Raw genomic sequence first — 25,055 nt, 5'->3', positions numbered from 1 at the left:
GAACTCCAACAAATTTCTGAGTAACTTATTATGAGCATTAAAATTACAGCACGTGGTTTCGAACTTCCTGACTACCTAGAACAACACATTAAAGAAGCATTCTTCAAGTTTGATAAATTCAAAATTGCTTTCCAAAGCAAAGATGTATTTATGAAACTTGAGGAAGGCCGCAAGTTTACTGTTGAGATCGCAACTAAGTCTAACCTAGGTAAAATCGACGCTACTGGTGAAGCTAACGAGCTAATCGATGCATTCAACGAAGCATTTGATCGTCTAGAACGTCAAATCATCAAACATAAAGAAAAGCCACAAGCTCACCTAAGTGAAAAAGCACAAAAAGAGAAAGATAACTTAATTAAAGAAGAGGACGAAACTTTAGCTAAGTTATAAATCATCTTGCCACTAAAAGCGGTCACTGTTTTTCATCCTTTATTTCGGTGATCGCTTTTACTTTATTCCAGCCTTATTGTTTATTTTCAATCTGACTTAAATAATCCAGTAATTTATTTCTTACCCAAATATGGGCTTGGCTTTTATTATGTCGGTTGTGCCACACCATTTTTTGCGAAATCGGTTTAACAGTAAAAGGAAGAGCTAATATATTTAAACCTAATTTTTCTGCATATTTCTCCGCTAAACTACCAGCTGCAACTCCTAAACAATTACTTTCAGATACCATGGTCATCATAGAGAGTAGAGACTCACATTCGCAGCTTATCTGACGTTGCGAAATCGTATCTTCCGTAAAGTAATCAGCGGCGTACAACTCTGAACGTCTAATTTTTAACGTAATATGTTTTTCTGCGTAATACTGCTCTTGGGTTAACTGCTTATCTATTCGTGGATGTCCTTTTCGGCATATCGCGACAATATGATCGCTGTAGCACGCTTGTTGGTGGTACCCCGCTGCTGGATATATTCCAACATCTATCGCTAAATCAGCCTTTTGTAGACTTAATATCGAGAATAAATCGTCTTCTTGTGGCGGTGTTAAACCAAAGCAAATCTCACAATTGCCTAAACTGGTATCAGCTTCCACTAGCGGTTGAAGTAACTGCATCATTGGCTCATTCACCAATACATGGAATGTCCGCTTAGATTGAATATCAAAGCTATGAACATTACTGAGTCCCATCTCTATTTGCTGCAGCGCAGGGTTCACCGATTCCGTTAATTGAATGGCGGTATAAGTTGGTGATATGCCTCGCCCTTCACGTACAAATAAATCTTTACCCAGATATTGCTGTAATCGCTTAATCGCTCCGCTTACACCGGGCTGAGTTAACCCTAATGATTCTGCCGCTAAGGTAATAGATTTAAGGTTATACACCTCAATAAAAATGCGTAATAAGTTGAGATCAATTTTTTCCATCGTAGCACTCTGAATACATAACTAATGGTTATGTTTTATATGGCTTTTACCTTATATATCACGATGGTTTGGTTGCATAGAATGGCTTCATCGAGTTAAGACATTCATCTCAAACAAGTAGGTTTCTATGAAAATATTATCAACGACACCAATAGCTATTCTTGCGTTTAGCCTAACCGACAACCTCTCACCACCTTCTATTTCTTAATCCACGTTTTTGGCTAGTTGCCGCTTTCAGCAAACTCTTTTTTTGTAGGAGCCGTTATGACTTCACGTACCTTTACCCTTTTTGCTGCTGGATTTTCTGTCCCTTTTGCATCTGCTTCCGTAGCCAGTTCGGAAGTACAGGACATGTCTGATCCACTTGCTGTTTACACTCAAGGTGGTGTGGGTATGTCGAACAACGGCTTAAATTTAAAGATGGGAAAATCTTACGACACAAAAGATCCCACTACCATGGCAATGAATATCTTTGAGGTTAAAGGCTTTATGGGAGAACACATCACACATGATGGTGATGACTCCATTGATAGTATTCGCTTTCGTAACTTCCAATTAGATTTAACAAACGGGCGTGGTAGCCAAATTGATGTAAATTGGAATTTCGATAATAACCTAGGTAGCACCTCATATAGTATGATTCAAGCACTACCGAAATGGGGAGCACTGCAGCTTTACCCTCTTGCTGGTTTAGGGATCACCGTGACAGATACGGCTGAGATACGTGGCATTGATCATGAGTATGGTAGTGTTGGCTACGCCATCCCAAGTAGTTATGTGGTTGTAGGGACATATTCCAAAGTTGATGTGACTGATAAGATTTGGCTCAATTATAATCCGATGTATATATCCACACTCAATAACAATGAATATATGTCTGATTTACTTGATGGTTTCCATCATGAAGCAGCAGTAAGTTATAAGCTTAATGATCGACAAACCATTCGTACGTTTGCTAACTGGGATCATGATACCCAATTTAAATACGGTGATTTCAGATTAGAGTTTAATCATCAGTTTTAACCATTGTTAAACGCAAATCCATTTAACAGATAATAAAAAACCGAGCCTATTTAAAGCTCGGTTTTTGTGTTCATGAAAGTATTCGTGATGATCAATTAACCAACGATTGCACGGACTTTTTCAAGATCTTCTTGAGTATCAACACCCGGCGCTGGTGCATCAATTGCTACATCAACGTGGATCTTTTCACCGTACCAAAGCACACGTAGTTGCTCTAATGATTCAATTTGTTCTAGCGCACTTGGTTCCCAATTAATGTAGGTTTTAATGAAACCTGCACGGTAGGCATAAATACCAATGTGACGTAGTAAGTTATGGTGAACGATACGTGGCTCTTTGGCAAAGTTGTCACGATCCCATGGAATTGATGCACGGCTAAAATACAGTGCGTAACCATCTTTATCAGTAACTACTTTTACTGCATTTGGATTGAAGACTTCATCATGGTGATCAATTTCAACTGCCAATGTCGCCATAGGCGCATCTTTATGGGCAATGTTATCAGCCACTTGACGAATAATGGTTTCAGGGATCAGCGGTTCATCACCTTGCACATTGACTACAATATGATCGTCCGCTAATTGGTATTGCTCAACCACTTCAGCAAGACGCTCTGTGCCTGATTCGTGATCAGCGCGTGTTAAACACACTTCACCACCAAAGCCCTTCACCACATCAACAATGCGTTGATCATCAGTAGCGACGATCACTTGATCAGCACCTGATTTCATCGCTTGCTCATAAACCCACTGCACCATAGGTTTACCAGCAATATCTGCGAGTGGTTTACCCGGTAACCGTGTTGATTGGTAACGGGCAGGAATAACAACGGTAAATGTCATTATTATTTAACCTCGTCTGAGCTTAATGTACGTGCTTCTGGCTCTAGTAGAACTGGAATGCCATCATTAATAGGATAAGCTAAACGATCAAACTTACATACAAGCTCATTTTTTTCTTTATCGTAATTCAGCTTGCCTTTACATACCGGACAAGCAACGATTTCAAGCAGACGGTGATCCATAAGTTTCCTTTACCTCAATGATCTGTTTAATAATGTCTGTAGCCTGAGGCTGTGCGATATCTGCATCAACAGGAAGATACCACCAGTTTTCTTCAGCAAAGCCGTAACATTTTACGGCGTCTTTTTCAGTCATTACTAAATGCTGCCCTTGTTGGGCTAAATCTAACAATGTTTGTTTTTCAAATGCTTGGTGATCAACAAACGGCTGACATAACACAGGTGTCACGCCTAATTGATTTAGGGTGGTAAAAAAGCGTGGTGGATGCCCGATACCCGCCATTGCAACCACATCATTTAGGGTTGAAATTGCGCGGCGCTCGCCTGTTTTGACATTAATTAAATCAGTCGGCACCAGCTTCATAGCAGCTTCATTACCTTGTGCTGTACCACCATTACAAATTAGAAAGTCGACTTCGTTTAAACGCAGGCAAGTTTCGCGTAATGGTCCTAATGGTAGTAAATGCTCGTTACCAAAACGACGTTGACCATCAATCACAACAATTTCAATATCACGCTCAAGGGCATAATGCTGCAAACCATCATCGGTGATGATCACATCGACATTATGATCTAGTAGCATCTTCACCGCTTCACTGCGTTTAGGCGCAACAGCAATAGGTGCATTGGTTCGACGCTGAATTAAAACAGGTTCGTCGCCTGCAATATCAGTGTTCGTTGTCGCTTCAACAAAGTACGGATAATGTGGCGCTTTACCGCCATAACCACGAGAAACCACGCCCGGCTTTAAACCTTTCGCCTGCAGTTGTTCCACCAGCCAAACCACAACGGGCGTTTTACCATTACCCCCTGCGGTAATATTACCTACCACCACAACAGGAACTGGCGCTTTATATGCCGTTTTTTTACCAGAAGAATATTGTTGGCGTTTGTTTTGGCTGATCACGCCAAATAAACGACTTAACGGCCAGAACAAAGGCCAAAGTAGGATGTAAAGAAACAGCATCCCCCCTTTAAGAGGACGCTGAAACCACATTTTTTCGATAAGCGATGCCATTAGTCACCAAACTGAATACGGTGAAGTTGGGCATACGCACCATCATGGCTGATAAGCTCGGCATGTGTACCACGTTCAACAATTTCACCATCATCAACCACGAGGATCTGATCAGCATTTTCAATTGTTGATAGGCGGTGAGCGATAACCAGTACGGTACGATCTTTTTGCAGTTCATCTAAGGCACTTTGAATAGCGCGCTCAGATTCTGTATCTAGTGCAGATGTTGCTTCATCAAGAATAAGCACTGGTGCATCTCGTAACAATGCTCGGGCAATAGCTAAACGCTGACGTTGACCACCTGATAAACTCACACCATTCTCACCGATAACAGTATCTAAGCCATTATCCATGTCTTTGATAAAGTCCATCGCATAAGCCAGCTCTGCAGCTCGTTCAATATCTGCACGGCTGTAAGCGTCATGGCTCGCGTACGCAATGTTGTTAGCAATGGTGTCATTAAATAGGTGAACGTTTTGAGAAACAACAGCAACTTGATCACGAAGATTCGCCAGTTTGTAGTCTCGAATTTCCACCGAATCAAGGTTAATTTCGCCTGAATCAATGTCGTAGAAGCGAGTAAGCAAGTTGGCAATGGTACTTTTACCTGAGCCGGAGCGACCCACCAATGCTAATGTTTTACCCGCTGGTAAGTTAAAGCTCACATCACGTAGTGCTGGCGCATCTTTGGTTGGATAAGTAAAAGTGACATTCTTCACTTCTACATCACCCTTAACACGTTGAACTTCTACTTTACCGTTATCTTTTTCTGTTTCTAAATCCATTAATTCAAACAAGGTGTGACAAGCCGCCATACCACGTTGGAATTGAGAAGTAACACTTGTTAATGCTTTTAATGGACGCATTAAACCAAACATTGCACCAAACACAACCGCGAATGTACCCGGTGTTAGTTCAGCACGAAGAGATGGTGTGTTTGCAAGAATAAGTACAACCACCAATGCTAATGATGCGATAACCTGAATAACTGGGTTCGCAATCGCTTGAGCTGAAACAAGCTTCATGGTTTGACGACGCATTTGGTTACTTACGTTATCAAAACGCTGCTTTTCAACTTCTTGACCACCATAGCTTAAGACGACTTTGTGACCTTTCAGCATTTGCTCAGCTGATGAAGTTACAGAGCCCATTGCATCTTGCATGTTGCGTGAGATCTTACGAAAACGCTTAGATACAGTACGAATACTAAAAGCCACAATCGGTGCGATCACGATCAGAATTGCCGACAATTGCCAGCTATTCCAAAACATCAGCGCCATAAGACCAATAATAGAAGCACCTTCACGGACAATACTGACTAGCGCACTACTGGTTGCAGAAGCAACTTGTTCAGAGTCGTAGGTAATACGTGATAGCAATGCACCTGAGGATTCTTTATCAAAGAATGCAACTGGCATTTTCATGAAGTGTTGGAATAATTGACGACGTAGCGTCATTACAACGTTACCAGAAACCCAAGATAGGCAGTAAGTTGAGACAAAACCACTTACACCACGTAGGATCATTAAGCCAATTAAGTAGATTGGCATCATCGCGAGAAAGTCTGAATCGATTTTATCGAAACCACCAAAGCTTTCATCAAGTAGAGGCTTGATCATAGAAAGCATCAGGGTATCACCGACAGCGTTGATGATAAGCGCAATTACCGCCACCGCTAAACCAGCTTTATAGACGCTGATATAAGGCCATAATCGCTTATAAGTATCTCGTGATGATTTTTCTGTTGATTGAGTCATGAAAACCAATTTATTTCTAATACAGTTTTTATATTCTACCCCTAACTGGGCTCTCAACCAAATTTGTCACTCATCCTTTTGAAAAAATTGTCTTTTGCTTAAAAAAAAGACAATTAATCATTCAATATTATTGCTTAACTCAACAGCGTGACTAAGAAAACATCTGCTATAGCCATTTCGGACGGTACCATTGCGTTGCAGTCATACTACGCTGTGTACGTACCTGATAACTTTCATCATCAACATTAATCGTTATCTGCCCTACTCTACCGGTTGATAACCATTGAATATTTCGCTGCTGATATCGCTCTTTGACGGTTTTCGAAGGCAAATTCCATGAATTAAATATCCAGCCGGTTGAAACCAATGCTAATGATGGTTTAACGTGATCCAGAAATGTATTGGTAGAAGATGTCTTACTACCATGATGCGGGACTAAAACAATGTCAGCCGTTAGCCTTGGTGTATATTTAACTAACATCAACTCAGCTATCGCATCAATATCCCCAGTTAATAACAACGATGGTCCTTGCTGATTTTCTGTCTGCACGCGTACCACACATGAATGTGGATTTCGTGCTCGACTTACCTGTTGCATCGGCCATTGCACAGTAAACCTCAGTCCTTGCCAGTTCCATGTTTGCCCTTTAATACAAGGTAAGTAGCCTGCATCATTGTAATTACTGCTATATCTATATTGCGGAGAGAATTTTTCAGAAATGAGTGTTTTTCCTCCAGCATGATCACTATCATCATGACTGATCACCAAGTAGTCCAATTGTTTGATCCCTATATTTTCCAATACGGGTAAAATTGTACTTTCTGCGACCACATTTTCTTGCCAACGATTACCAGTATCATAAAGTATCGCTCGTCCAGCTTTGTGAATTATTACAGCCAAGCCATGACCAACATCGAGCACCATTATCTGCCACTGTAATGGCTTTTTGCTGGGTTTTAAAATCCCCATTACAGATAGAAAAAGTATCGAGAGATAGAGCCATTTAAAACGTTTGATGGGTAATAATGTTGCGCCTAATACGATAACAATAACACTCCATAATAAAGGCTGGTATGACGTTGATAATCCGTACCATGCCCCTTCCAACCACGCGATCCCCTCGACAATGGGAAACAGTGACCAATTAGCACATTGCCATAAAATGCCCGATAAAACAGGCAACCACAGGGTCATCACTGCCATTAAAACAAAAGGGACAGTAATAAAGCTAACCCAAGGAACCGCAAAAAGATTGGCGACAGGCGCCGCAAATGAAATGCCACCAAACCAGAGCCATTGAATAGGTAACATCAGCACTAACAGCCAACATTGAATTTTAACCAATTGAAGAAATGAATCATGTAGGTGTGTGGTTGATAGCGTACGATGCGGTATTTTTGCCAAAGGAAAATACCTTTGTCCTACACTAAATAACACCAAGACAGCAACGGCATAGAAAGACAACCAGAAAGAAGCGCTATAAATGGCAAACGGAGCAAGCAATAAACTCAATGATAGAGTCACCAATAATACTTGCCAATGCCGCCAATATGCTCCTGTCGTTTTTAAGCTAGCGATAATCAAGCACATAAATAATGCTCGAATTGTCGGAATAGTTAACCCTGCTAACCATGCATAAATCAATGCAACAGTTAAACCCGTGATCATAGGAGTCCAAATAAATAGCGTTTTTTGCGGTAACAATAACTTTAACTTTACGCCTATAACCCATCCTAACAACATGGCTAATGCGATGTGTAAGCCTGATATAGCTAACAGGTGTGCCGTACCGCTGTCTCGTAGCTTTACCCAATCGTCTTTATCTAATCCACTTCGCTCACCAAAAGCCAACGCTAATAAATACGCTTGATAAGGCATGTTGTTGGTTAGTTGAGTAACCCGATCAAATAGCTGCTGTCGCCATGTTATATAGTTAGAAATAAGAACAGGAATGTTAGATCCGCTTACTCGCACGACTGCTCGTCCATGAATGTTTCGACTTACTGCGTGCCGTTCTGCATCAAATCCTGCTTGATTGATCCTGCCAACAATACGGCTCAATTTAACGGGTAATTGCCAGATCTGACCTTGCTTTAATACCGGAGCATCATGCCACAAGATAAGTAAGTGATGGGAAGAAGATAAACTGAGACCCGCACGATTTGAAGGTGAATGTGCATCAATAACCACTGCCTCAAAATACGTATTCGGTATATTTTCATTTAATACCGCACTAACTCGGACATTTATGGTAAGATTTGTCCGATTTAGCGGAACGTCATCAACCTTTTTAAGATATTGTTCGGCACTTAATGCCGCTAAGAAAGCACTTATTGAAAACCAAAATAAAAAATGGTTTCGACAATAATAATAAATAACAACACTGACTATTATCCCTGTCATATACCACCAGTAAGGTGGAATAACAGATAACACAAGCAGTGTATGAAAACCTATTGCGATACCTAATGCTATTTGTAACATGCTGTTATCGCCATTTGATTAAATACTGATTATGCCTAGACATCTTATTAAAAAGTTCTTACCAAGCCACGAAGTGATTAAGCGCCAAAAAGCCCTTAAGATCTTTGGTAATGTGCTTTATAACCCGAACTTATGGTGTTTAAATCGCCGCTCTGCATCTGGCGCATTTGCCGTTGGCTTATTCATGGCTTTCGTTCCGCTTCCTAGTCAAATGATTATGGCGGCAGGCTTGGCTATTCTCTTTGGTGTAAACCTTCCCCTCTCCGTCGCTTTGGTATGGGTAAGTAACCCAGTTACCATGCCTGTGCTATTTTATGGCGCATATAAACTTGGTGCTTGGGTACTAAACAGCCCTAATGTGGGTTTCCACTTCGAGCTATCATGGGACTTTCTTTTAAACCAAATGAGCCAAATTGGTCCTCCATTTTTACTCGGTTGTTTTATTTGTAGCGTGGTATCTGCCCTTATTGGCTACTTTGGTATTCGTGGCCTATGGCGCTACTCCGTTGTTCGCAGCTGGAATAAACGTAAAATTAGAATCGGCTCAGCCCGTTCATAGTATCTACAGCTATAAATACTCAAAAAGCCTCCAATGATGTGAGGCTTTTTTGTGTCCGCTTACTTTTTTTAGATCCGAAAAACAGCCATAGGTAATATTCAATTCTATCTTTCAATCATTTTTACTATGACTTCAAGATCTAACTCTTCATGACCGTATTTTAAAACGTTTTGTATTCAGAAACTTAAATTGCTAATTATCAGTAAAAATTTACTAGCCAATCAAATAATTAGGTCTAGTATTAGACAAAACATCTTCATTTATACTTTTGCGTTTAAGGAATACGTTATGGAAAATCCAGTAAGTTCTATGCTTAACAGGGGCTGGAAATGGTTCGTCATTGTAGGGGTTATCGTGGCATTAGCCGGGGTTTTCGCTATCAGCTTGCCTATTGCAGCAGGGATGACAATTACGACAATTGTGGGCACCATCTTCCTTGTTATCGGTTTAGTTCAGGTTTACCACACATTTAGTATCCCAGATTGGAAAACCAAAACCTGGTATGTGATCAGTGCACTATTTTACTTAATCGGTGGTCTGTTTATTCTAGGTCAGCCTTTTATTGGCTTAGTGACTATTACGGTATTAATGATTGCGACCATGATTTTCAACGGCGTAACCCGTATGTTATTTGGCTTTAATAGCCGTAAACATCTCGCTGGTTGGCGTTGGATTGTTTTTAGTGGCTTGATCTCAACAGCTATTGGTATCTACTTCTTTAGTTTGATGAATAACCCTGAATTCTCAATGTCTCTATTAGGTATTTTCGTCGGCGTATCATTACTATTTGAAGGTTTCAGCTTCATTTTCATTGGTACACAAATGAAGAAAGTTATTCGAAACATGTAAAAATAAAAACATAAACTAGCCTATTGCCTCAACATTGGAATGTTGAGGCTTTTTTACACTCAAAAAACACCTTTCCCGCAATATTTATACACAACTAATCATTTGCTTTTCAATGTGATTTCAGTACTAATATGCGTGAATTACCTTGGCTTGGTTAGAGATAAAATGCGCTGTTCTCAACTGCTATACATTCTTACATTATTGCTATGCAGTGCTTTCTTTAGTCATAATGTTTCAGCAAATATTGAATACATTGATAGCCATAGTTATCTTGAATCATCGTCAATCTCACATAATGCAGATCTTGGGCTGTTAACGACTCCCCAACGCTACCGTTTTTCCTCACCGACGATTAAACTAGCTCCCTTGTATCACGAGTGTGAACATTTTCTTGCTTTGTTACAGCAAAAGAGTAATGTCTTTTTATCTTTCACTCTGGTACCTATAGAAAAATCGTGTTTAAAACGAAAGAACCTTTTATCTCTCGCCAATTTTCAATTTCGTTTTACACATAGCCGGAATTTGCTGTTTTCATAACATCAAACCAATTCATTTTTCTACTTTATTTACAAGGACACATAGATGCTTGATTCATTTGTATCTATTTTTTCTGCGCTCTGGCACCAAGATTTTGTCGCATTACAAAACCCAGAAAGCATGGTGATGATTTATGTCTGCGTGACATTTGTTATCTGGTTAGAAAGTGCATTTTCACTAGCAGCACCGCTACCTTGCGATAGCATCGTGATCTTGGCTGGTACATTAGGTGCAATGGGGATCATTGATTTTAAATTAGTGGTCTTCTTACTGATTGTGGCATCAGCCATTGGTAGTTGGTTAGCTTACTTACAAGGTCGCTGGCTGGATCATTTACCAAAAGTTAAAGGCTGGGTGAATATGGTGCCACCGCACAGGATGCAAACTGTCGATAACTTGCTGATCCGCCATGGTGTAATTGCCCTATTTACCGCACGTTTTATTCCTGTGGTACGTCCTTTATTACCTTTGATGATGGGCTTCCGTATTAAAAGTCAGTCTCACTTTTTCCGTTTTGCTTGGCTAAGTGCGACTGCTTGGGTGTTACTACTAACAGGTTTGGGATATTTATTAACGTTACTACCTGAAAAAATCGCCAAAGTAGCAACTATGATTTTAATGGTTGCACCGTTTGTTACTCTAGCCATTGCAATTGTTAGCCTTTCAAGTAGCTGGATTATAAAGCGCGTTAAAAAACGTAACGCATTATATTAATACAGTTTCAATACACCGTATAAATAGAGCCTGCTTTATCACTATTGTGTGAGGCAGGCTCTTTTTTTATCAGCTTCATATCGACATAAAGCTTTATACCCGAGTAACTTCAAGATGCAGTGTTCAGCGAGACGACCTTAGTTCTCAAGCGCGGCAACGATTCGTAGATATAGTGGTTCTACATTGAATTCAATTCAGTGACCTCGCTCTTAATCAGGCATCTTGAAATCGCTTGGGTATAAACTTCACGTTCTCTCGATATATTATTTGTCATTAAATAACAAAGTCGCTGTACATAGCGACGAACCCATCTACTTAAATGTGAAGCTTCCATGTATGAACGCTAGTCTTCTGTGGAATTTAGACGTAAAAAAACCCGCACATGGCGGGTTTTTATTACATCGTAATACTGTTTAAACTTAGAAGTAGAAACGAGTACCAAATACGATGTTTGTTAGGCTGTCTTTAGCTTTCTGGCTAGAGTAACCGTCGCTTGAGAAGATGTCATCTGTAGCGATGTTGTAGTTAACTTCAGATGTGATAGCAACGTTAGGGTTAATAAAGTACTTAACACCAGCAGCTAATTTAACGTTAAGAGCCCAGTTGTTGTCGCCCTTATCGCCAGCATCGATGTCGCCGCCATTTTTGTTATCGTAGCTTAGTGCGCCAAGTTCAGCTGCTGCACCAACGTAAGGTACCCAGTTAGTAGAGTTAACAAAGTTGTACTCTGTGAATGCACCTAGTTGAGCGCTGATTGCGTCATCTTTATCTTGTGCGCGAACAGTAGCAGTACCACCCACTTCCCAGTTGTCTTTTACGAAAGTACCGTAAGTACCGTTAAGATCTGCATGCCAACCGCTACCTAGTTTAGCGTTACCTTGAACACCGATCTCTTGAGTACCAGCTGGAAGTTGAACTGCTGCTTGTGCTGCTACAGGAGCTAGAACAGATAGAGCCACTAGAAGGCTTAGTGCATTCTTTTTCATTATATTTCCTAATTGTTTTTACTTTTAAACAAGTTGTCTACTTAAATGCAGTTCCTTTACTTAGTTACTTAAAGAGAAGTAACAATCCGTATAACAACAACTTGTATCCATAAATCAGTGGCGACAAAATTAGCACGCAGTTTCATGTCTGTTAAATGAAACAACTTAATTAATTCCCAAATGAACACCATTCACAATTTATAAGTAAAAAAGTTCAATTTTTCAGTTGAACAATATCTTAAAAGCACAAAAAACAACCAAATAGATAAATAAAAGAACGCAGTGAAAAATAAACTAAAAATAAAATTCACAAAAAAATACAAAACAGAGGGACTTTTTTATATTGAAGCTTAAATTAAAACCAAAACAGCCGTAAATTCATCAAAAATGACCAGCTATTTAATATGGTTTTATTTTATCTTATTTAAAAACAGTAGAATGAAACACTAATTAAAGAACATTACGAAAAGTGATAAGCAAATAACCGCTTCACAGTTCGTATTTACTCTATTCTTACGCTGTTTTTATACATCACAGAAGCCATATTCAAACCATAAAACCTTTAATTTCCTTAAACTTAGCTAAATAGCTTTATCGTAATACAAAAAGACCCGCACGAAGCGGGCCTTTTACACTTGATTCCACTTCGTTTAGAAGTAGAAACGTGTACCAAATACGATATTCGTTAAGCTATCTTTCGCTTTATCGCCTGAGAACTCAATATCATCAGTTGCAATGTTGTAGTTCACTTCACTTGTCAACGCCACATTTGGATTAATAAAGTATTTAACACCCGCAGCTAACTTCACGTTAAGTGCCCAAGAGCTACCATCTTTACCAATGTTACCTTCAGAACCATCTTTTTCGTTATAAGTTAGACCTGCAAGCTGTGTTGCAGCACCAACATAAGGAACCCAGTTTGTTGAGTTTACGAAGTTGTACTCAGTAAACACACCTAATTTACCAGTAAACGCATCATTTGCATCTTGTGCATGAATCGAAGTTGTACCACCCACTTCCCAATTATCTTGCACAAAGTAACCATAAGAACCTGTTAGGTTTAGATCCCAACCGCTACCTAATTTAGCTGTACCATAAACACCAATTTCTTGTGTACCTTCAGGTAATTGAACCGCAGCTTGCGCTGCAACAGGTGCTAAAACTGATAGTGCTACAAGTAGGCTAAGTGCATTCTTTTTCATTTTTTGTTCCTAAATTGTCAACGTCATCCCTAGAAATTACTTATTGAACTAATTGGTAGTAAAAAAACACTATTACTCACAATAAACTCAACAAGCTGTGACAGGAAAACTAGCACAATCTATAAAACAGACTAAATAATTCCATTTAAATATGAATTACGATCACAGTATTCACTTTAAAAATACTAATAGATTTGTATATCCAGAAATATAGACTTAGCAAATAAAGACATAAAAAAACGGAGCCTTAAAAAGACTCCGTTCATAACAATGATATTGAGCTGTTACTTTGCGCTTAACACACGCGCTGGCTGCAAATTACTTGCTCTACGCGCTGGATACCAAGTTGCGATTAAACTTAATACGATAGCTGTGATTGATACAATTAACACATCTTTATAAGCTAATTGTGTTGGCAGGAAGTCGATGAAGTAGATATCACCCGACAAAAAGTGATGCCCAATGATCTTTTCAATCACACGAACAATGTGAGTTAAGTTCACGGCCAATAAACAGCCCATAATCGAGCCCATTACACTACCCAGTACCCCGGATAATACACCATGCCAAATGAAGATAGATTTCACTAAACGATCACTTGCGCCCATAGTACGTAAAATTGCGATATCAGAAGCACGATCTTTGACTGCCATCATCAATGTAGAAACGATATTAAAACATGCAACGCCGATAACCAGCACCATTACGAGATACATGATTGTGCGAACCAACTGAATATCACGGTACATATAACCGTATTGCTGTGTCCAACTTTTCAGGTACACGTAAACAGGCAGAGTATTACCCACTTCTTTAACAATACGTTGAGCTTCAAGCACTTTATCAACATTAATTTGAATACCAGAAACACCGCTTCCCATATCCATGTATTTTTGTGCATCCGCCAGTGGAACAATCGCTAATTTATGATCGATTTCGCCGCCTAACGCAAGAATACCTGCTACCTGCAAACGAATACGATGTGGAGCACGAAGTTTATTCATTTCAGGATCAGAGTTAGGGATCATAGCTGTTACCCAATCCCCTACTTTTAGATCAAGCTTTTGTGCCACGCCTTGACCTAAAATCACCTCTTTTTTACCTGCGCTAAATTTACTCCACGCATTATTTTGCACATAACGCGGTAATTCACTGACTTTTAGTTGCTCTTTCGGGTTAACGCCACGTACACCAACCGCTTTAAGTTTGGTGCCTTTTTCAAGCAATGCCGTAAATTCCACATAAGGCGCTGCCGCCGTCACATCCGGATGCTTTTCAATTTGCTTAACTAACGGCTGCCAATCATTCAATGGTGGTTCAACAGCTTGCAATTCACCATGTGGGATCACCGATAGCACACGTGTTTCCAATTCACGTTCAAAACCGTTCATTGCCGATAAACCAACAATGATCACCGCAACACCTACAGCAATCCCTAACATGGATGACATTGAAATAAATGACACCATACGGTTACGTTTTTTAGAACGATTAAAACGGCTACCTATATATAAAGAGAGTGGGCGAAACATTAAGCCTCCACCACAACTTGTGATAACACGCCATCTTGCATATGCATACAGCGATCAAGCTTACCTGCTAATTCACTATCGTGAGTAACCACTAAAAATGCCGTACCTGATTCAGCATTCAATTTACGCATCAAATCATAAATCTCTAGTGCCGTTTTATGATCCAGATTACCCGTTGGTTCATCCGCAAGTACAATTGATGGGTTATTCACTAAAGCACGTGCAATAGCAACACGTTGACGCTCACCACCACTTAATTCTGATGGACGGTGATCATGGCGATGACTTAATCCCACCATCGAAAGCATATCTTGCGCGCGAGTTCGAGCTTCACCAACATGCACACCAGCAATTAACAGTGGCATTGCCACATTTTCAACCGCCGTAAAATCTGCAAGTAGGTGGTGAAACTGATATACAAAACCTATCTCTTGGTTACGGATCTTCGCTTGTTTATTCGCACTTAACGTATCTAAACGCTGTCCTTTAAAGAAAACTTCACCATCGCTTGGTTCATCCAACGCACCTAAAATATGCAGTAACGTACTTTTACCAGAACCTGATGAACCCACAATTGCCACTAACTCATTATCAGCAATGTCTAAATTCACTTGTTTTAAAACTTCTGTCTCAAACTGCCCTTCTTTATAGGTCTTACAAAGTTGATGACAAGATAACAACGCATTATTCATAACGAAGAGCCTCAGCAGGACGGACAGCGGCCGCACGATAAGAAGGAAAAACAGTCGCTAATAAGCTCAAGCTAATAGCCCCTAAAATAACCAATAGAATTTGTAATGGTTCAATCACCGATGGCAACGTGCCACCAATCGATGCCAAATCAACACCTAATACAGAAAGAATGCTATTTAAATTATGTGCCACTAATGCACCTAACAAGCCACCGAGTAGTGCCCCAATTACACCACTACTTGCACCTTGAACCATAAAGATCGTTAACACTTGGCGATGTGTCATCCCTTGTGTTTTCAAAATAGCGACTTCAGATTGCTTCTCCATCACCACCATGACTAAAGCAGAGATAATATTAAATGCTGCCACACCAATGATCAGACCTAGCATTAAACCCATCATGTTCTTTTCCATCTTAACTGCTTGGAAAAGCTCACCACGTTGATCGCGCCAGTCAGACCATGTCCAACCATTAGGTAATTTATCTTTCAGTTCAGGAACGGTGAACGGATCATCAAGGTATAAGCGCCAACCAGTCATTTGATCGAGTTTATAACGCAGCAATCGGCCTGCATCCGAAATGTTTGTGTATACCAATTGCTGATCAACATCAGAACCAGTGTCATAAATACCAGCCACTTCAAAATTACGTTGGCTAGGCATACGGCCAAGCGGCGTGAATTGGCTCGCACTGGTTACCATTAAGCGAATTTTATCCCCTGGCTGTACCCCAAGAGATACCGCCATAGCTTGACCAATAATCACTTTAAAACTGCCCGGTGTTAGTGACGATAAGCTCCCCACCATTAGATGTTTAGCAATTGGCTCATATTGGTTAGGTTCAATACCAATCATAGTGCCAGCCGTAATAGAGCTCGCACTTTGAATGATTGCTTCACCACGGGTAATAGCGGTTACATTTACGACATGAGGTAATTTTTTTAATACTTCAGGTGCGTTCTCTGATAGCGGTACACGTCCATCAGCACTTGATACAACAGCTTGCGGTAATACGCCTAAAATTCGACCTTTTAATTGGTCTTCAAAACCATTCATCACTGACATAACAGTAATAAGCGCCATTACGCCAATGGTAATACCTGCGGTAGACATATAAGAGACGAAGCGACTAAAACGATCGCCCGATCGACCACGCAAATAACGCAAGCCGATGAAAAAAGAAACTGGATGAAACATAGGATAGAGAAACCACTCCTTTATTGGGTTGCTCAAGAATACTCGTTCACACCATTAATTACCATCTAACATGGTAAATGTAATGTAAATTCAGTGACTAAATGATCAACACTCAGCCGAGTTTACTTGCTCACAACTAGCTGCTAAGTAATAATCAGTTCAATAAAATCAAGCTGAATATAGTGTTACTGTACGTTATATCATCAACACTTATTATAAGTTTGATCAATAGGATTGATTCACAGTGAGTGCGTTATGACACAACAAGATGAGTATTTTTCAGTCCAACTAGGGCTAACCATTAACGTTGAATCGTTAGCAAAAGATGAGAGCATCCCAAACGAGCACGATTTTCAAAGTGAAATTCCGCCGCTATTTCGTATAGCCAGTGAATGTTCAAACCTTGAGGATAATGCCGACCGCTTATTTGCGAGTTTCAATAAGAATGAAACACAAGCGCTAATGGATTACCTTGCGGCACAAAATAGTAAAATCAATCTCCTCTTATCTTATGTACTTTCACAACAAGATGATCCAGCTCACCGCTTTACTACGTTAACCTTTGGTGCAAGCAACCTAAGTTTTACCAGTTCAGAGCCTTATCACATTGGCGATAATGTTAGAGTAAAACTGTTTTTAGACTACCCAGCGGCGGCGATTTATTGCTACGCTGAAGTCATTGAAAGCCTTGCTAGCAACGATAAATTTATCGTCAAACTGCGCTATACCCGTTTATTGGAAGATGATCGAGATTTACTGATCCGCGCAGCCTTATATAGCCAGCAAAAGCTCCTACGCCAACGCGCTCAACAACGACAACTAAATAATAACGATGAATAACAAACATTTACTTTCGATACCTTTGCCAAATAAGGCTGGGGATAACCGCTACATTGGTAATATCAAAGGCGCTGCACTCGCGCTCTCTTTTGCTGAGATTGCAGCATCGCATAACGGTCCTATTCTTGCGGTTGTACCTGATACCCAAACAGCACTAAAACTACAACCCGAAATTAGCCAATTCTGCGATGTCGATGTTAACGTCTTTCCTGATTGGGAAACGCTGCCTTACGATAACTTCTCACCGCACCAAGACATTATCTCTGAGCGTTTAGCACGCCTATATAAAATGCCAACACAAAAAACTGGCATTATTTTAGTCCCTATTAGCACCCTGCTACAGCGTCTAACACCGAGCGAATTTATTCACCAACATGCACTAATGGTGAAAAAAGACGATCGTATGTCGCTGGAAAAACTACGTTTACAACTTGAAGTATCCGGTTATCGCCATGTTGATCAAGTAATGGAACATGGTGAGTATGCAAGTCGCGGCTCATTGCTCGATCTATTCCCAATGGGTAGCCAGTCACCTTATCGTATCGACTTCTTCGATGATGAAGTGGATTCCATTCGCCAATTTGATCCTGATAACCAGCGTTCAACCTGTGAAATTGACAGTATTAATCTACTGCCAGCACATGAATTCCCAACCGATGACATTGCGGTAGAAAATTTCCGTATGCGTTGGCGTGAACGTTTTGAAGCCCGTCGTGAACCTGAATCTATTTACCAACAAGTCAGCAAACGTACTTGGCCTGCAGGTATAGAGTACTGGCAACCGCTGTTTTTCGATAAAACAGAAACCTTATTCGATTACCTACCAGACAATGCACTGCTAGTGACCTTAGGTGAACTAGAGCCAGCTGTCGATACCTTCCTTGCTGATGCTGATTACCGCTACGATCAGCGTCGTGTTGATCCTCTTCGTCCATTACTTGAGCCTAAAGAGCTATGGCTAACTAAAGACGAAATGTTTGCAGGCTTCAAAACCTTACCTCGTGTTCGCATCCAACCAGAAACCGTTGATGATGACAAAGCAGGACGTTTTAATCCGCAATTAGAACCTGTGCCAAGCATCACTATCAACCACCAGCTAAAAGAACCTTTTGCTGAGTTACGCCGTTTTGATGAGCAGTTCCAAGGTAAAGTCATTTTCTCGGTTGCTTCTGAAGGTCGACGTGAAGCCTTATTAGATCTTCTCGCTCGTATTAAAGTGCGTCCACTGGTCTGCAAAACATTAGATGAGGCGCTAGATAACCCAACAAAACATAGCTTGGTGATCGGCCCTGCGGAAAACGGCTTCATTCTTGATAAACCAAGCGTTGCTTTCTTATGTGAAAGTGATCTGTTAGGCGAGCGTATTGTTCAACGCCGACGTCGTGATGATAAAAAAACCACCGTTAACGCCGATACCATTATTCGCAACCTTGCTGAACTGCAAATTGGTCAACCAGTCGTTCATATCGATCACGGTATTGGTCGCTATCAAGGTTTACAAACCCTTGAAGCTGGCGGGATAAAAACAGAATACGTTACCCTTGAATACCAAGGTGGCGCAAAACTGTACGTACCTGTAGCCTCATTGCATTTAATTAGCCGTTACTCAGGCGGTGCTGAAGAAACAGCACCAATCCATAAACTGGGTGGTGAAACATGGGCCAAGGCACGTAAGAAAGCCGCTGAAAAAGTTCGTGATGTCGCAGCTGAATTACTGGATGTTTATGCTAAACGTGAACTAAAACCAGGCTTTAAATTCACCCTTGATCGCGAAGCTTACGCTGAGTTCAGTGCAGGTTTCCCTTATGAAGAGACCTATGATCAAGCTTTAGCTATCAACGCCGTATTATCAGATATGTGCCAAACCAAAGTGATGGATCGCTTAGTCTGTGGTGATGTTGGCTTTGGTAAAACAGAAGTTGCTATGCGTGCTGCCTTTGTTGCGGTAGATAACAACAAGCAAGTCACCGTATTAGTACCAACGACCCTGCTTGCCCAACAGCACTTCGAAAACTTCCGTGACCGTTTCGCTAACACACCAATTCGTGTTGAAGTGCTTTCTCGCTTTAAAACGGCGAAAGAGCAAAAGCAAATATTAGCCGATGTTGAAGAAGGCAAAGTTGATATTCTGATCGGTACCCATAAGCTACTTAATAGCAGTGTTAACTATCACGATTTAGGTCTATTGATTGTCGATGAAGAGCACCGTTTTGGTGTTCGTCAGAAAGAGAAAATCAAAGCGATCCGTGCCAATGTCGATATCTTAACCCTAACTGCGACGCCAATTCCTCGTACGTTGAATATGGCAATGAGCGGTATGCGTGATCTATCAATTATCGCGACGCCTCCTGCTCGTCGTTTAGCGATCAAAACCTTCGTTCGCCAATCAGAAGATGCCGTGATCCGTGAAGCAGTACTCCGTGAAATTAGTCGTGGTGGTCAGGTCTACTTCCTTCATAACGAAGTCGATACTATTGAGAAAACGACCGAAGATCTGGCGAAGCTGATCCCAGAAGCTCGAGTGACTTTTGCCCATGGTCAAATGCGAGAACGTGAACTTGAAAAAATCATGGGTGATTTCTACCACCAGCGTTTCAACGTATTGGTTTGTACCACGATTATTGAAACCAGTATCGATGTTCCAACAGCCAATACCATTATTATGGATCGTGCCGATAACCTTGGTTTAGCGCAGCTTCACCAGCTACGTGGTCGAGTTGGTCGCTCCCATCACCAAGCCTATGCTTACCTATTAACACCACATCCTAAACGTATGACCAAAGATGCGGTTAAACGTTTAGAAGCAATTTCTTCACTTGAAGATCTGGGTGCTGGCTTTACCCTTGCAACCCACGATTTAGAAATTCGTGGTGCAGGTGAGCTATTGGGTGATGAGCAAAGTGGTCAAATCCAATCAGTAGGTTTCAGCCTATTTATGGAAATGCTAGAGCAAGCGGTTGAAGCACTAAAAGAAGGTAAAGAGCCATCATTGGATGACTTACTTAAGCAGCAAACTGAAGTGGAACTGCGTATTCCTGCACTGTTGCCTGATGACTACATTCCTGACATTAATACCCGTTTATCACTTTATAAGCGCATCGCAAGTGCCAAAGACGATAACGAATTAGACGAAATCAAAGTGGAATTAATCGATCGCTTTGGCTTGTTACCAGATGCAGCTGCGAACTTATTAACAGTAAATCGTGTAAAACTGAAAGCAGCTACCATTGGTATTAAGAAAATTGAGAATGGTGAAAAAGGCGGCTATTTTGAATTTGATCAAAATGCAGCAATTAACCCAACATTCTTAGTCGGTTTACTTCAGACCCAACCAAATATCTTTAGAATGGAAGGACCAACCAAACTGAAGATTTTGGCTGAACAATTAGATCGCAAGAAACGCATTAAATTCCTTGAAGATCTGCTTGAGCAATTTCGTCAAAACATGCTGTAACTAAGTAACAACCAGAAAGTACTGATCTCGCGGGGTCAGTACTTTTCATTCCACGCTTTTTCTTCTTTATAGGCAGGATAGCCATGAAACTTGATTTCGAACTTTCTACGCCTCGACTGACTCTTCGCCCATTTAAAAATGCCGATCTCAGCGATTTTCTTACTGCAGTACATGAATCTACTGTTGATTTGTCACCATGGCTGGAATGGTGTGATGAGCGTTTTGATCAACATGATGCCCATGAGTGGATTAATGCTAGTAGGCTAAGTTGGCAAACCGATTTTAGCTACGAATTTGCGATTTTTAACCGCTTTGATGACGAATTTTTAGGTACAGTTTCACTCAGTGCCATTATTCCAATGACCAACAGTGCCAATTTAGGTTATTGGATACGAAGCAGTTATCACCAGCAAGGCTTTGCAACCGAAGCCAATATTGCAGCAGTACAGTTTGCCTTTCAAATGTTAGGGTTAACACGATTAGAGATCGTTACTCACATTGATAACTACGCCAGTCAAAAAACAGCTAAAGCCTGCAATGCACAATTTGAATGTGAAGCGCGTAACCGCATTTTCTATCACAATAAGCCTTTAGACGGCCTCGTCTTCTCGTTAGTACCAACAGATTTAATGGTGTAATTTAAGATACGAAATCAATAGTTGTATTTTAAATGCTATTTATTAATTCAAATCAACGTTCACGCTTTGTCCTTGGTTTATGCTGCTCTCAAGTAGCAAAAATAAACAAGGACAGCTTCATTATGAACACTTTTCATGCACACGATATCTTAAATTTACTGATTGAGTCAGACACGCCATACACTTTAGCTACACTCAAAACAGAAGTAGCAGACAAGTTTGGCGCTGATGCGACTTTCTATACCTGTAAACTAAAAGATCTCAGCATTGAGCAACTGCTTCAGTTCTTTGTTGAGAAAAACAAAGTGACGATCAACGATGACATTGTCACCGCCAATATCGCGAATATGTGCCATCACTAAAAGCTGTTACCAGCCCCATTGTTTTACGTTTTCATGCTGTTAGAAACACGGTGAAATGGTAAGATGCAACAAATTCATTTGTAAGGATACTATTGTGTCAAAAATTGTTATCGCCGTAGTGGTTGCCGTTTTATTGGCTTTCTTCCTTTATCGTTCATACAACAATAAACAAGTTGCAGCTGAGAACATCAAGTTAGGTGAAACCTTCCTTGCTGAAAACAAATTAAAAGAAGGTGTACAGACAACTCCTTCAGGCTTGCAATACCTTGTCCTACAAAAAGGCACAGGTACTGAGCACCCAAAAGCAACAGACAGTGTAACGGTTCACTACCACGGTACATTAATTGATGGAACTGTATTTGATAGCTCTGTTGATCGTGGCGAGAAGATCTCTTTCCCACTGAACCGTGTGATCAAAGGCTGGACGGAAGGTTTACAGCACATGGTTGTGGGCGAAAAAGTCCGTTTCTTCATCCCTGCTAATCTGGCTTACGGTAACAATGGCGCAGGTAGCATTCCCCCAGGCTCTGTACTGATCTTTGATGTTGAGTTATTCAAAATCAACTAAGTGCTAACAAGCTACTGTTAAACAGCTTAAAACAAAAACGCCAGCAATCATGCTGGCGTTTTTTATTTACTTATCAAAGCTAAGCTTAGTGTAGTTTTAAGCTTGGACGCAGCACACGGTTAATACGGCTTACTAACATAATAAGACCCGTTTTAAACATACCGTGTAGCGCCATTTGGTGCATGCGGTATAGCGAAATATACACCATACGAGCAATACGCCCCTCAACCATCATAGAACCTTTTGATAGGTTACCCATCAGGCTACCTACAGTTGAGAAACGGCTTAGTGATACTAGTGAACCATGATCACTGTACACGTAAGGCTTTTGCTCACGATCGGTAATTTTCGCTACGATGTTTGAGAAACAACGGCTTGCCATCTGGTGTGCAGCCTGTGCACGAGGTGGTACAAATGAACCATCTTCTTGTACACATGATGCCAAATCACCGATAACGTAAATATCATCATCACGTGTTGTTTGTAGTGTTGGCTTAACCACTAACTGATTGATACGGTTGGTTTCTAGACCTGCGATATCTTTCATAAAATCAGGCGCTTTAATACCTGCAGCCCACACCATGATTTGTGCAGGAATATGATCGCCATCTTTAGTTGTTAAACCAGTTTCATCCGCTTTAGTCACCATAGTGCCTGTGCGAACGGTTACACCCAATTTCGTTAGCTCACTGTGTGCCGCTTGAGAAATACGTGGTGGTAGCGCAGGAAGAATACGATCGCCTGCTTCAACTAGGTTTACGTTTAGACGAGAGCTATCTAAGTCACCGAAACCATAGTTATGTAGCTCTTGTACCGCATTGTGCAGCTCAGCTGAAAGTTCAACGCCTGTTGCACCCGCACCAACAATCGCAATATCCACAGTTTTCTGCTCTTTATTACCATGTAACTTCATGAACTGATTGTTCATTTCAGAGCGGAAACGGTGTGCTTGCTCAGGGCTATCTAAGAAAATACAGTGTTCACGAACCCCTGGCGTGTTGAAATCGTTAGATGTTGAACCAATCGCTAGCACAAGAATATCGTACTCTAACGTACGCTCAGGCACTAACAACTCATTTTGCTTATCATACAGTGCAGCAAGTGTGATGGTTTTATTATCACGATCAATGCCTTCTAATGAGCCCATTTGGAAATCAAAGTGGTGATTTTTCGCATGTGCGCGATAACTGATTGCATCGACACCTGCATCCAATGAACCTGTTGCTACTTCATGTAGTAACGGTTTCCATAGGTGACTTGCACGACGATCCACTAAAGTAACTTCTGCACGACCTTTACGACCCAGGGTACGACCAAGCTTTGTAGCAAGCTCTAAACCACCTGCACCGCCTCCAACAACGATAATTCGAGTCAAAATTACTTCCTCTCTAATTTTATGAATTTTTAAACCGACAAATACCTAACTGCATAACAGACTGTTTTTTGATTGTTTATTGAGCAACCAGACTGCTAGGCAAAAAGGTATCTGAGACCAGTAAGGCCACATATGTAGGCAGACGGATCCATGATCCGTCTGTAATGTAGGAGGTAGTATGTTTCGTTACTATTGCGCTTTAAACGCTTTTATTTTTTGTAGATGTTGCGAGATCTTCTTGAACTTATGTGTTTCGTTTTCATCCCACATAATGTCATAAAATTGATCTAGCTCATCTTTTGTAGCTTGATTATCTAATACTTCGTCATTAGTTGAAAGTATGCAAAGACAATTACCTGCATTTTTTTTACGAAAATCCTCTACGCATTTCGTCATAATGTCAGAATATTCTTCAGGGCGATCAATGCGTCCTTCCATATTCAACTCAGGATGTAAATTTGGGTTAAAAATGACTTGTTTAATCCCACATAAGAAGCCAATACGCTCAGCCCAATAGCCCCCCAACCCCACACCACAAATCAATGGCGACTCATCCTTACTTTCATCCACCAGCTTGTGCACCTCTTTTAATAGGTGTTGCATATCATGCTTAGGATGAAGTGTGCTGTAGTTTACAAAGCGGACATCAGGGTCGATAAACTGCAATTGCAAAACCTTTTCATGATTACCAGGGCTTGTTGAGTCGAAGCCGTGCAAATAAATAATCATTTCAATTCCCTCTCGCTTTCACTAAATATTATCCTGTCCTTTTCGAACTGTATAAATCTAACACTTTTAATGTGGTTTAGCAGAACGATTGTAAAATTTATGATCTTCGCTGCAAACTTTGCAACAATCTAGCTATATATCGAT

Annotated in this window: 23 protein-coding genes; 10 read left to right on the top strand and 13 right to left on the bottom strand. The window is 40.7% G+C overall.

The genetic code is table 11. From position 1 onward, the window contains the following. Positions 1-30 precede the first annotated feature (30 nt). Entirely contained in the window at positions 31-390 is a 360-nt protein-coding gene (hpf, locus tag Q7674_RS13055) for a ribosome hibernation-promoting factor, HPF/YfiA family (RefSeq protein ID WP_045063033.1), read from the top strand. 73 nt (positions 391-463) lie between these two features. Here hpf and Q7674_RS13050 read toward each other — a convergent pair whose 3' ends face one another. Then, a complete protein-coding gene (locus tag Q7674_RS13050) occupies positions 464-1,372 on the bottom strand; it encodes a LysR family transcriptional regulator (RefSeq protein ID WP_045063032.1) in 909 nt (302 codons plus the stop codon). A gap of 264 nt (positions 1,373-1,636) precedes the next feature. Between Q7674_RS13050 and Q7674_RS13045 the strand changes: the two genes are divergently transcribed. Then, positions 1,637-2,395 (top strand): hypothetical protein, encoded by a 759-nt coding sequence (locus tag Q7674_RS13045; protein ID WP_045063031.1) that lies wholly within the window; start codon positions 1,637-1,639, stop codon positions 2,393-2,395. A 95-nt stretch (positions 2,396-2,490) separates the two neighbouring features. On the opposite strand, the gene kdsB is transcribed toward Q7674_RS13045, so the two are convergent. The 5 genes from kdsB to Q7674_RS13020 form a co-directional block, all read right to left on the bottom strand. Next, the gene (kdsB, locus tag Q7674_RS13040) at positions 2,491-3,237 is read right to left on the bottom strand and encodes a 3-deoxy-manno-octulosonate cytidylyltransferase (protein WP_045063030.1); all 747 of its coding nucleotides are present in this window, start codon (positions 3,235-3,237) and stop codon (positions 2,491-2,493) included. Between the two features lie 2 nt (positions 3,238-3,239). Further along, positions 3,240-3,419 carry a Trm112 family protein gene (locus Q7674_RS13035; protein WP_008986784.1) on the bottom strand — a complete coding sequence of 60 codons (180 nt, stop codon included), beginning with the start codon at positions 3,417-3,419 and terminating at the stop codon, positions 3,240-3,242. Then, a complete protein-coding gene (gene lpxK, locus Q7674_RS13030) occupies positions 3,400-4,434 on the bottom strand; it encodes a tetraacyldisaccharide 4'-kinase (protein WP_045063029.1) in 1,035 nt (344 codons plus the stop codon). The genes Q7674_RS13035 and lpxK overlap by 20 nt, the downstream gene beginning before the upstream one ends. Next, positions 4,434-6,191: a lipid A ABC transporter ATP-binding protein/permease MsbA gene (gene msbA / locus Q7674_RS13025; RefSeq protein WP_008986782.1), complete on the bottom strand. Its 1,758-nt coding sequence runs from the start codon at positions 6,189-6,191 to the stop codon at positions 4,434-4,436. The genes lpxK and msbA overlap by 1 nt, the downstream gene beginning before the upstream one ends. Positions 6,192-6,357: 166 nt before the next feature. After that, complete coding sequence (locus Q7674_RS13020; RefSeq protein ID WP_305423936.1) at positions 6,358-8,676, bottom strand: DNA internalization-related competence protein ComEC/Rec2; 2,319 nt, start codon at positions 8,674-8,676, stop codon at positions 6,358-6,360. Positions 8,677-8,707: 31 nt separating this feature from the next. Between Q7674_RS13020 and Q7674_RS13015 the strand changes: the two genes are divergently transcribed. The 3 genes from Q7674_RS13015 to Q7674_RS13005 all read left to right on the top strand — a co-directional run bounded on the left by Q7674_RS13015 (position 8,708) and on the right by Q7674_RS13005 (position 11,335). Further along, positions 8,708-9,235 carry a DUF2062 domain-containing protein gene (locus Q7674_RS13015; RefSeq protein WP_008986780.1) on the top strand — a complete coding sequence of 176 codons (528 nt, stop codon included), beginning with the start codon at positions 8,708-8,710 and terminating at the stop codon, positions 9,233-9,235. Positions 9,236-9,523: 288 nt separating this feature from the next. Further along, positions 9,524-10,084, top strand: coding sequence for an HdeD family acid-resistance protein (locus Q7674_RS13010; protein ID WP_045063027.1), 561 nt, complete (start codon positions 9,524-9,526; stop codon positions 10,082-10,084). A gap of 582 nt (positions 10,085-10,666) precedes the next feature. Further along, complete coding sequence (locus Q7674_RS13005) at positions 10,667-11,335, top strand: DedA family protein (RefSeq protein WP_305423934.1); 669 nt, start codon at positions 10,667-10,669, stop codon at positions 11,333-11,335. A gap of 419 nt (positions 11,336-11,754) precedes the next feature. Here Q7674_RS13005 and Q7674_RS13000 read toward each other — a convergent pair whose 3' ends face one another. The 5 genes from Q7674_RS13000 to lolC all read right to left on the bottom strand — a co-directional run bounded on the left by Q7674_RS13000 (position 11,755) and on the right by lolC (position 16,945). Continuing rightward, a complete protein-coding gene (locus tag Q7674_RS13000) occupies positions 11,755-12,321 on the bottom strand; it encodes an outer membrane beta-barrel protein (protein WP_008986777.1) in 567 nt (188 codons plus the stop codon). A 650-nt stretch (positions 12,322-12,971) separates the two neighbouring features. Beyond that, on the bottom strand, positions 12,972-13,523 hold the full coding sequence (locus Q7674_RS12995; protein WP_008986776.1) for an outer membrane beta-barrel protein: 552 nt from the start codon (positions 13,521-13,523) through the stop codon (positions 12,972-12,974). 284 nt (positions 13,524-13,807) lie between these two features. Further along, positions 13,808-15,055, bottom strand: coding sequence for a lipoprotein-releasing ABC transporter permease subunit LolE (lolE, locus tag Q7674_RS12990; protein WP_045063025.1), 1,248 nt, complete (start codon positions 15,053-15,055; stop codon positions 13,808-13,810). Continuing rightward, positions 15,055-15,747, bottom strand: a complete 693-nt coding sequence (lolD, locus tag Q7674_RS12985) for a lipoprotein-releasing ABC transporter ATP-binding protein LolD (RefSeq protein ID WP_023932731.1) — start codon at positions 15,745-15,747, stop codon at positions 15,055-15,057. The genes lolE and lolD overlap by 1 nt, the downstream gene beginning before the upstream one ends. Further along, positions 15,740-16,945, bottom strand: a complete 1,206-nt coding sequence (gene lolC / locus Q7674_RS12980; protein ID WP_043128950.1) for a lipoprotein-releasing ABC transporter permease subunit LolC — start codon at positions 16,943-16,945, stop codon at positions 15,740-15,742. Before lolC ends, lolD begins: the two co-directional genes overlap by 8 nt. Positions 16,946-17,200: 255 nt before the next feature. Between lolC and Q7674_RS12975 the strand changes: the two genes are divergently transcribed. From Q7674_RS12975 to bamJ, 5 genes are all read left to right on the top strand, one after another. Then, entirely contained in the window at positions 17,201-17,785 is a 585-nt protein-coding gene (locus tag Q7674_RS12975; RefSeq protein WP_008986772.1) for a PilZ domain-containing protein, read from the top strand. Next, the gene (gene mfd / locus Q7674_RS12970) at positions 17,778-21,239 is read left to right on the top strand and encodes a transcription-repair coupling factor (RefSeq protein WP_305423932.1); all 3,462 of its coding nucleotides are present in this window, start codon (positions 17,778-17,780) and stop codon (positions 21,237-21,239) included. Before Q7674_RS12975 ends, mfd begins: the two co-directional genes overlap by 8 nt. Positions 21,240-21,322: 83 nt before the next feature. After that, the gene (locus Q7674_RS12965; RefSeq protein ID WP_045063024.1) at positions 21,323-21,877 is read left to right on the top strand and encodes a GNAT family N-acetyltransferase; all 555 of its coding nucleotides are present in this window, start codon (positions 21,323-21,325) and stop codon (positions 21,875-21,877) included. Between the two features lie 122 nt (positions 21,878-21,999). Continuing rightward, complete coding sequence (locus tag Q7674_RS12960) at positions 22,000-22,239, top strand: YecH family metal-binding protein (RefSeq protein WP_008986769.1); 240 nt, start codon at positions 22,000-22,002, stop codon at positions 22,237-22,239. Positions 22,240-22,333: 94 nt separating this feature from the next. Continuing rightward, positions 22,334-22,807, top strand: a complete 474-nt coding sequence (bamJ, locus tag Q7674_RS12955) for a BamJ family beta-barrel-assembly machinery protein (protein ID WP_008986768.1) — start codon at positions 22,334-22,336, stop codon at positions 22,805-22,807. A gap of 85 nt (positions 22,808-22,892) precedes the next feature. Here bamJ and Q7674_RS12950 read toward each other — a convergent pair whose 3' ends face one another. Beyond that, on the bottom strand, positions 22,893-24,182 hold the full coding sequence (locus Q7674_RS12950; RefSeq protein WP_008986767.1) for an NAD(P)/FAD-dependent oxidoreductase: 1,290 nt from the start codon (positions 24,180-24,182) through the stop codon (positions 22,893-22,895). 189 nt (positions 24,183-24,371) lie between these two features. Next, positions 24,372-24,911, bottom strand: a complete 540-nt coding sequence (ycfP, locus tag Q7674_RS12945; protein ID WP_008986766.1) for an alpha/beta hydrolase YcfP — start codon at positions 24,909-24,911, stop codon at positions 24,372-24,374. Positions 24,912-25,055 lie beyond the last annotated feature (144 nt).

The organism is Photobacterium leiognathi (assembly GCF_030685535.1).
Taxonomy (GTDB): domain Bacteria; phylum Pseudomonadota; class Gammaproteobacteria; order Enterobacterales; family Vibrionaceae; genus Photobacterium; species Photobacterium leiognathi.
This window is presented reverse-complemented; position numbering and strand designations above follow the sequence as displayed.

Excerpts from the sequence above, each read along its gene's own strand:
- Q7674_RS13005 (WP_305423934.1), top strand. The coding sequence starts at position 10,667 with ATGCTTGATTCATTTGTATCTATTTTTTCTGCGCTCTGGCACCAAGAT.
- ycfP (WP_008986766.1), bottom strand. The coding sequence starts at position 24,911 with ATGATTATTTATTTGCACGGCTTCGACTCAACAAGCCCTGGTAATCAT.
- lolD (WP_023932731.1), bottom strand. The coding sequence starts at position 15,747 with ATGAATAATGCGTTGTTATCTTGTCATCAACTTTGTAAGACCTATAAA.
- Q7674_RS13010 (WP_045063027.1), top strand. The coding sequence starts at position 9,524 with ATGGAAAATCCAGTAAGTTCTATGCTTAACAGGGGCTGGAAATGGTTC.
- Q7674_RS13015 (WP_008986780.1), top strand. The coding sequence starts at position 8,708 with ATGCCTAGACATCTTATTAAAAAGTTCTTACCAAGCCACGAAGTGATT.
- Q7674_RS12965 (WP_045063024.1), top strand. The coding sequence starts at position 21,323 with ATGAAACTTGATTTCGAACTTTCTACGCCTCGACTGACTCTTCGCCCA.
- Q7674_RS13000 (WP_008986777.1), bottom strand. The coding sequence starts at position 12,321 with ATGAAAAAGAATGCACTAAGCCTTCTAGTGGCTCTATCTGTTCTAGCT.
- lolC (WP_043128950.1), bottom strand. The coding sequence starts at position 16,945 with ATGTTTCATCCAGTTTCTTTTTTCATCGGCTTGCGTTATTTGCGTGGT.
- Q7674_RS12995 (WP_008986776.1), bottom strand. The coding sequence starts at position 13,523 with ATGAAAAAGAATGCACTTAGCCTACTTGTAGCACTATCAGTTTTAGCA.
- lpxK (WP_045063029.1), bottom strand. The coding sequence starts at position 4,434 with ATGGCATCGCTTATCGAAAAAATGTGGTTTCAGCGTCCTCTTAAAGGG.
- Q7674_RS13045 (WP_045063031.1), top strand. The coding sequence starts at position 1,637 with ATGACTTCACGTACCTTTACCCTTTTTGCTGCTGGATTTTCTGTCCCT.
- Q7674_RS13035 (WP_008986784.1), bottom strand. The coding sequence starts at position 3,419 with ATGGATCACCGTCTGCTTGAAATCGTTGCTTGTCCGGTATGTAAAGGC.
- lolE (WP_045063025.1), bottom strand. The coding sequence starts at position 15,055 with ATGTTTCGCCCACTCTCTTTATATATAGGTAGCCGTTTTAATCGTTCT.
- msbA (WP_008986782.1), bottom strand. The coding sequence starts at position 6,191 with ATGACTCAATCAACAGAAAAATCATCACGAGATACTTATAAGCGATTA.
- Q7674_RS13020 (WP_305423936.1), bottom strand. The coding sequence starts at position 8,676 with ATGTTACAAATAGCATTAGGTATCGCAATAGGTTTTCATACACTGCTT.
- Q7674_RS12975 (WP_008986772.1), top strand. The coding sequence starts at position 17,201 with ATGACACAACAAGATGAGTATTTTTCAGTCCAACTAGGGCTAACCATT.
- hpf (WP_045063033.1), top strand. The coding sequence starts at position 31 with ATGAGCATTAAAATTACAGCACGTGGTTTCGAACTTCCTGACTACCTA.
- mfd (WP_305423932.1), top strand. The coding sequence starts at position 17,778 with ATGAATAACAAACATTTACTTTCGATACCTTTGCCAAATAAGGCTGGG.
- Q7674_RS12960 (WP_008986769.1), top strand. The coding sequence starts at position 22,000 with ATGAACACTTTTCATGCACACGATATCTTAAATTTACTGATTGAGTCA.
- kdsB (WP_045063030.1), bottom strand. The coding sequence starts at position 3,237 with ATGACATTTACCGTTGTTATTCCTGCCCGTTACCAATCAACACGGTTA.
- Q7674_RS13050 (WP_045063032.1), bottom strand. The coding sequence starts at position 1,372 with ATGGAAAAAATTGATCTCAACTTATTACGCATTTTTATTGAGGTGTAT.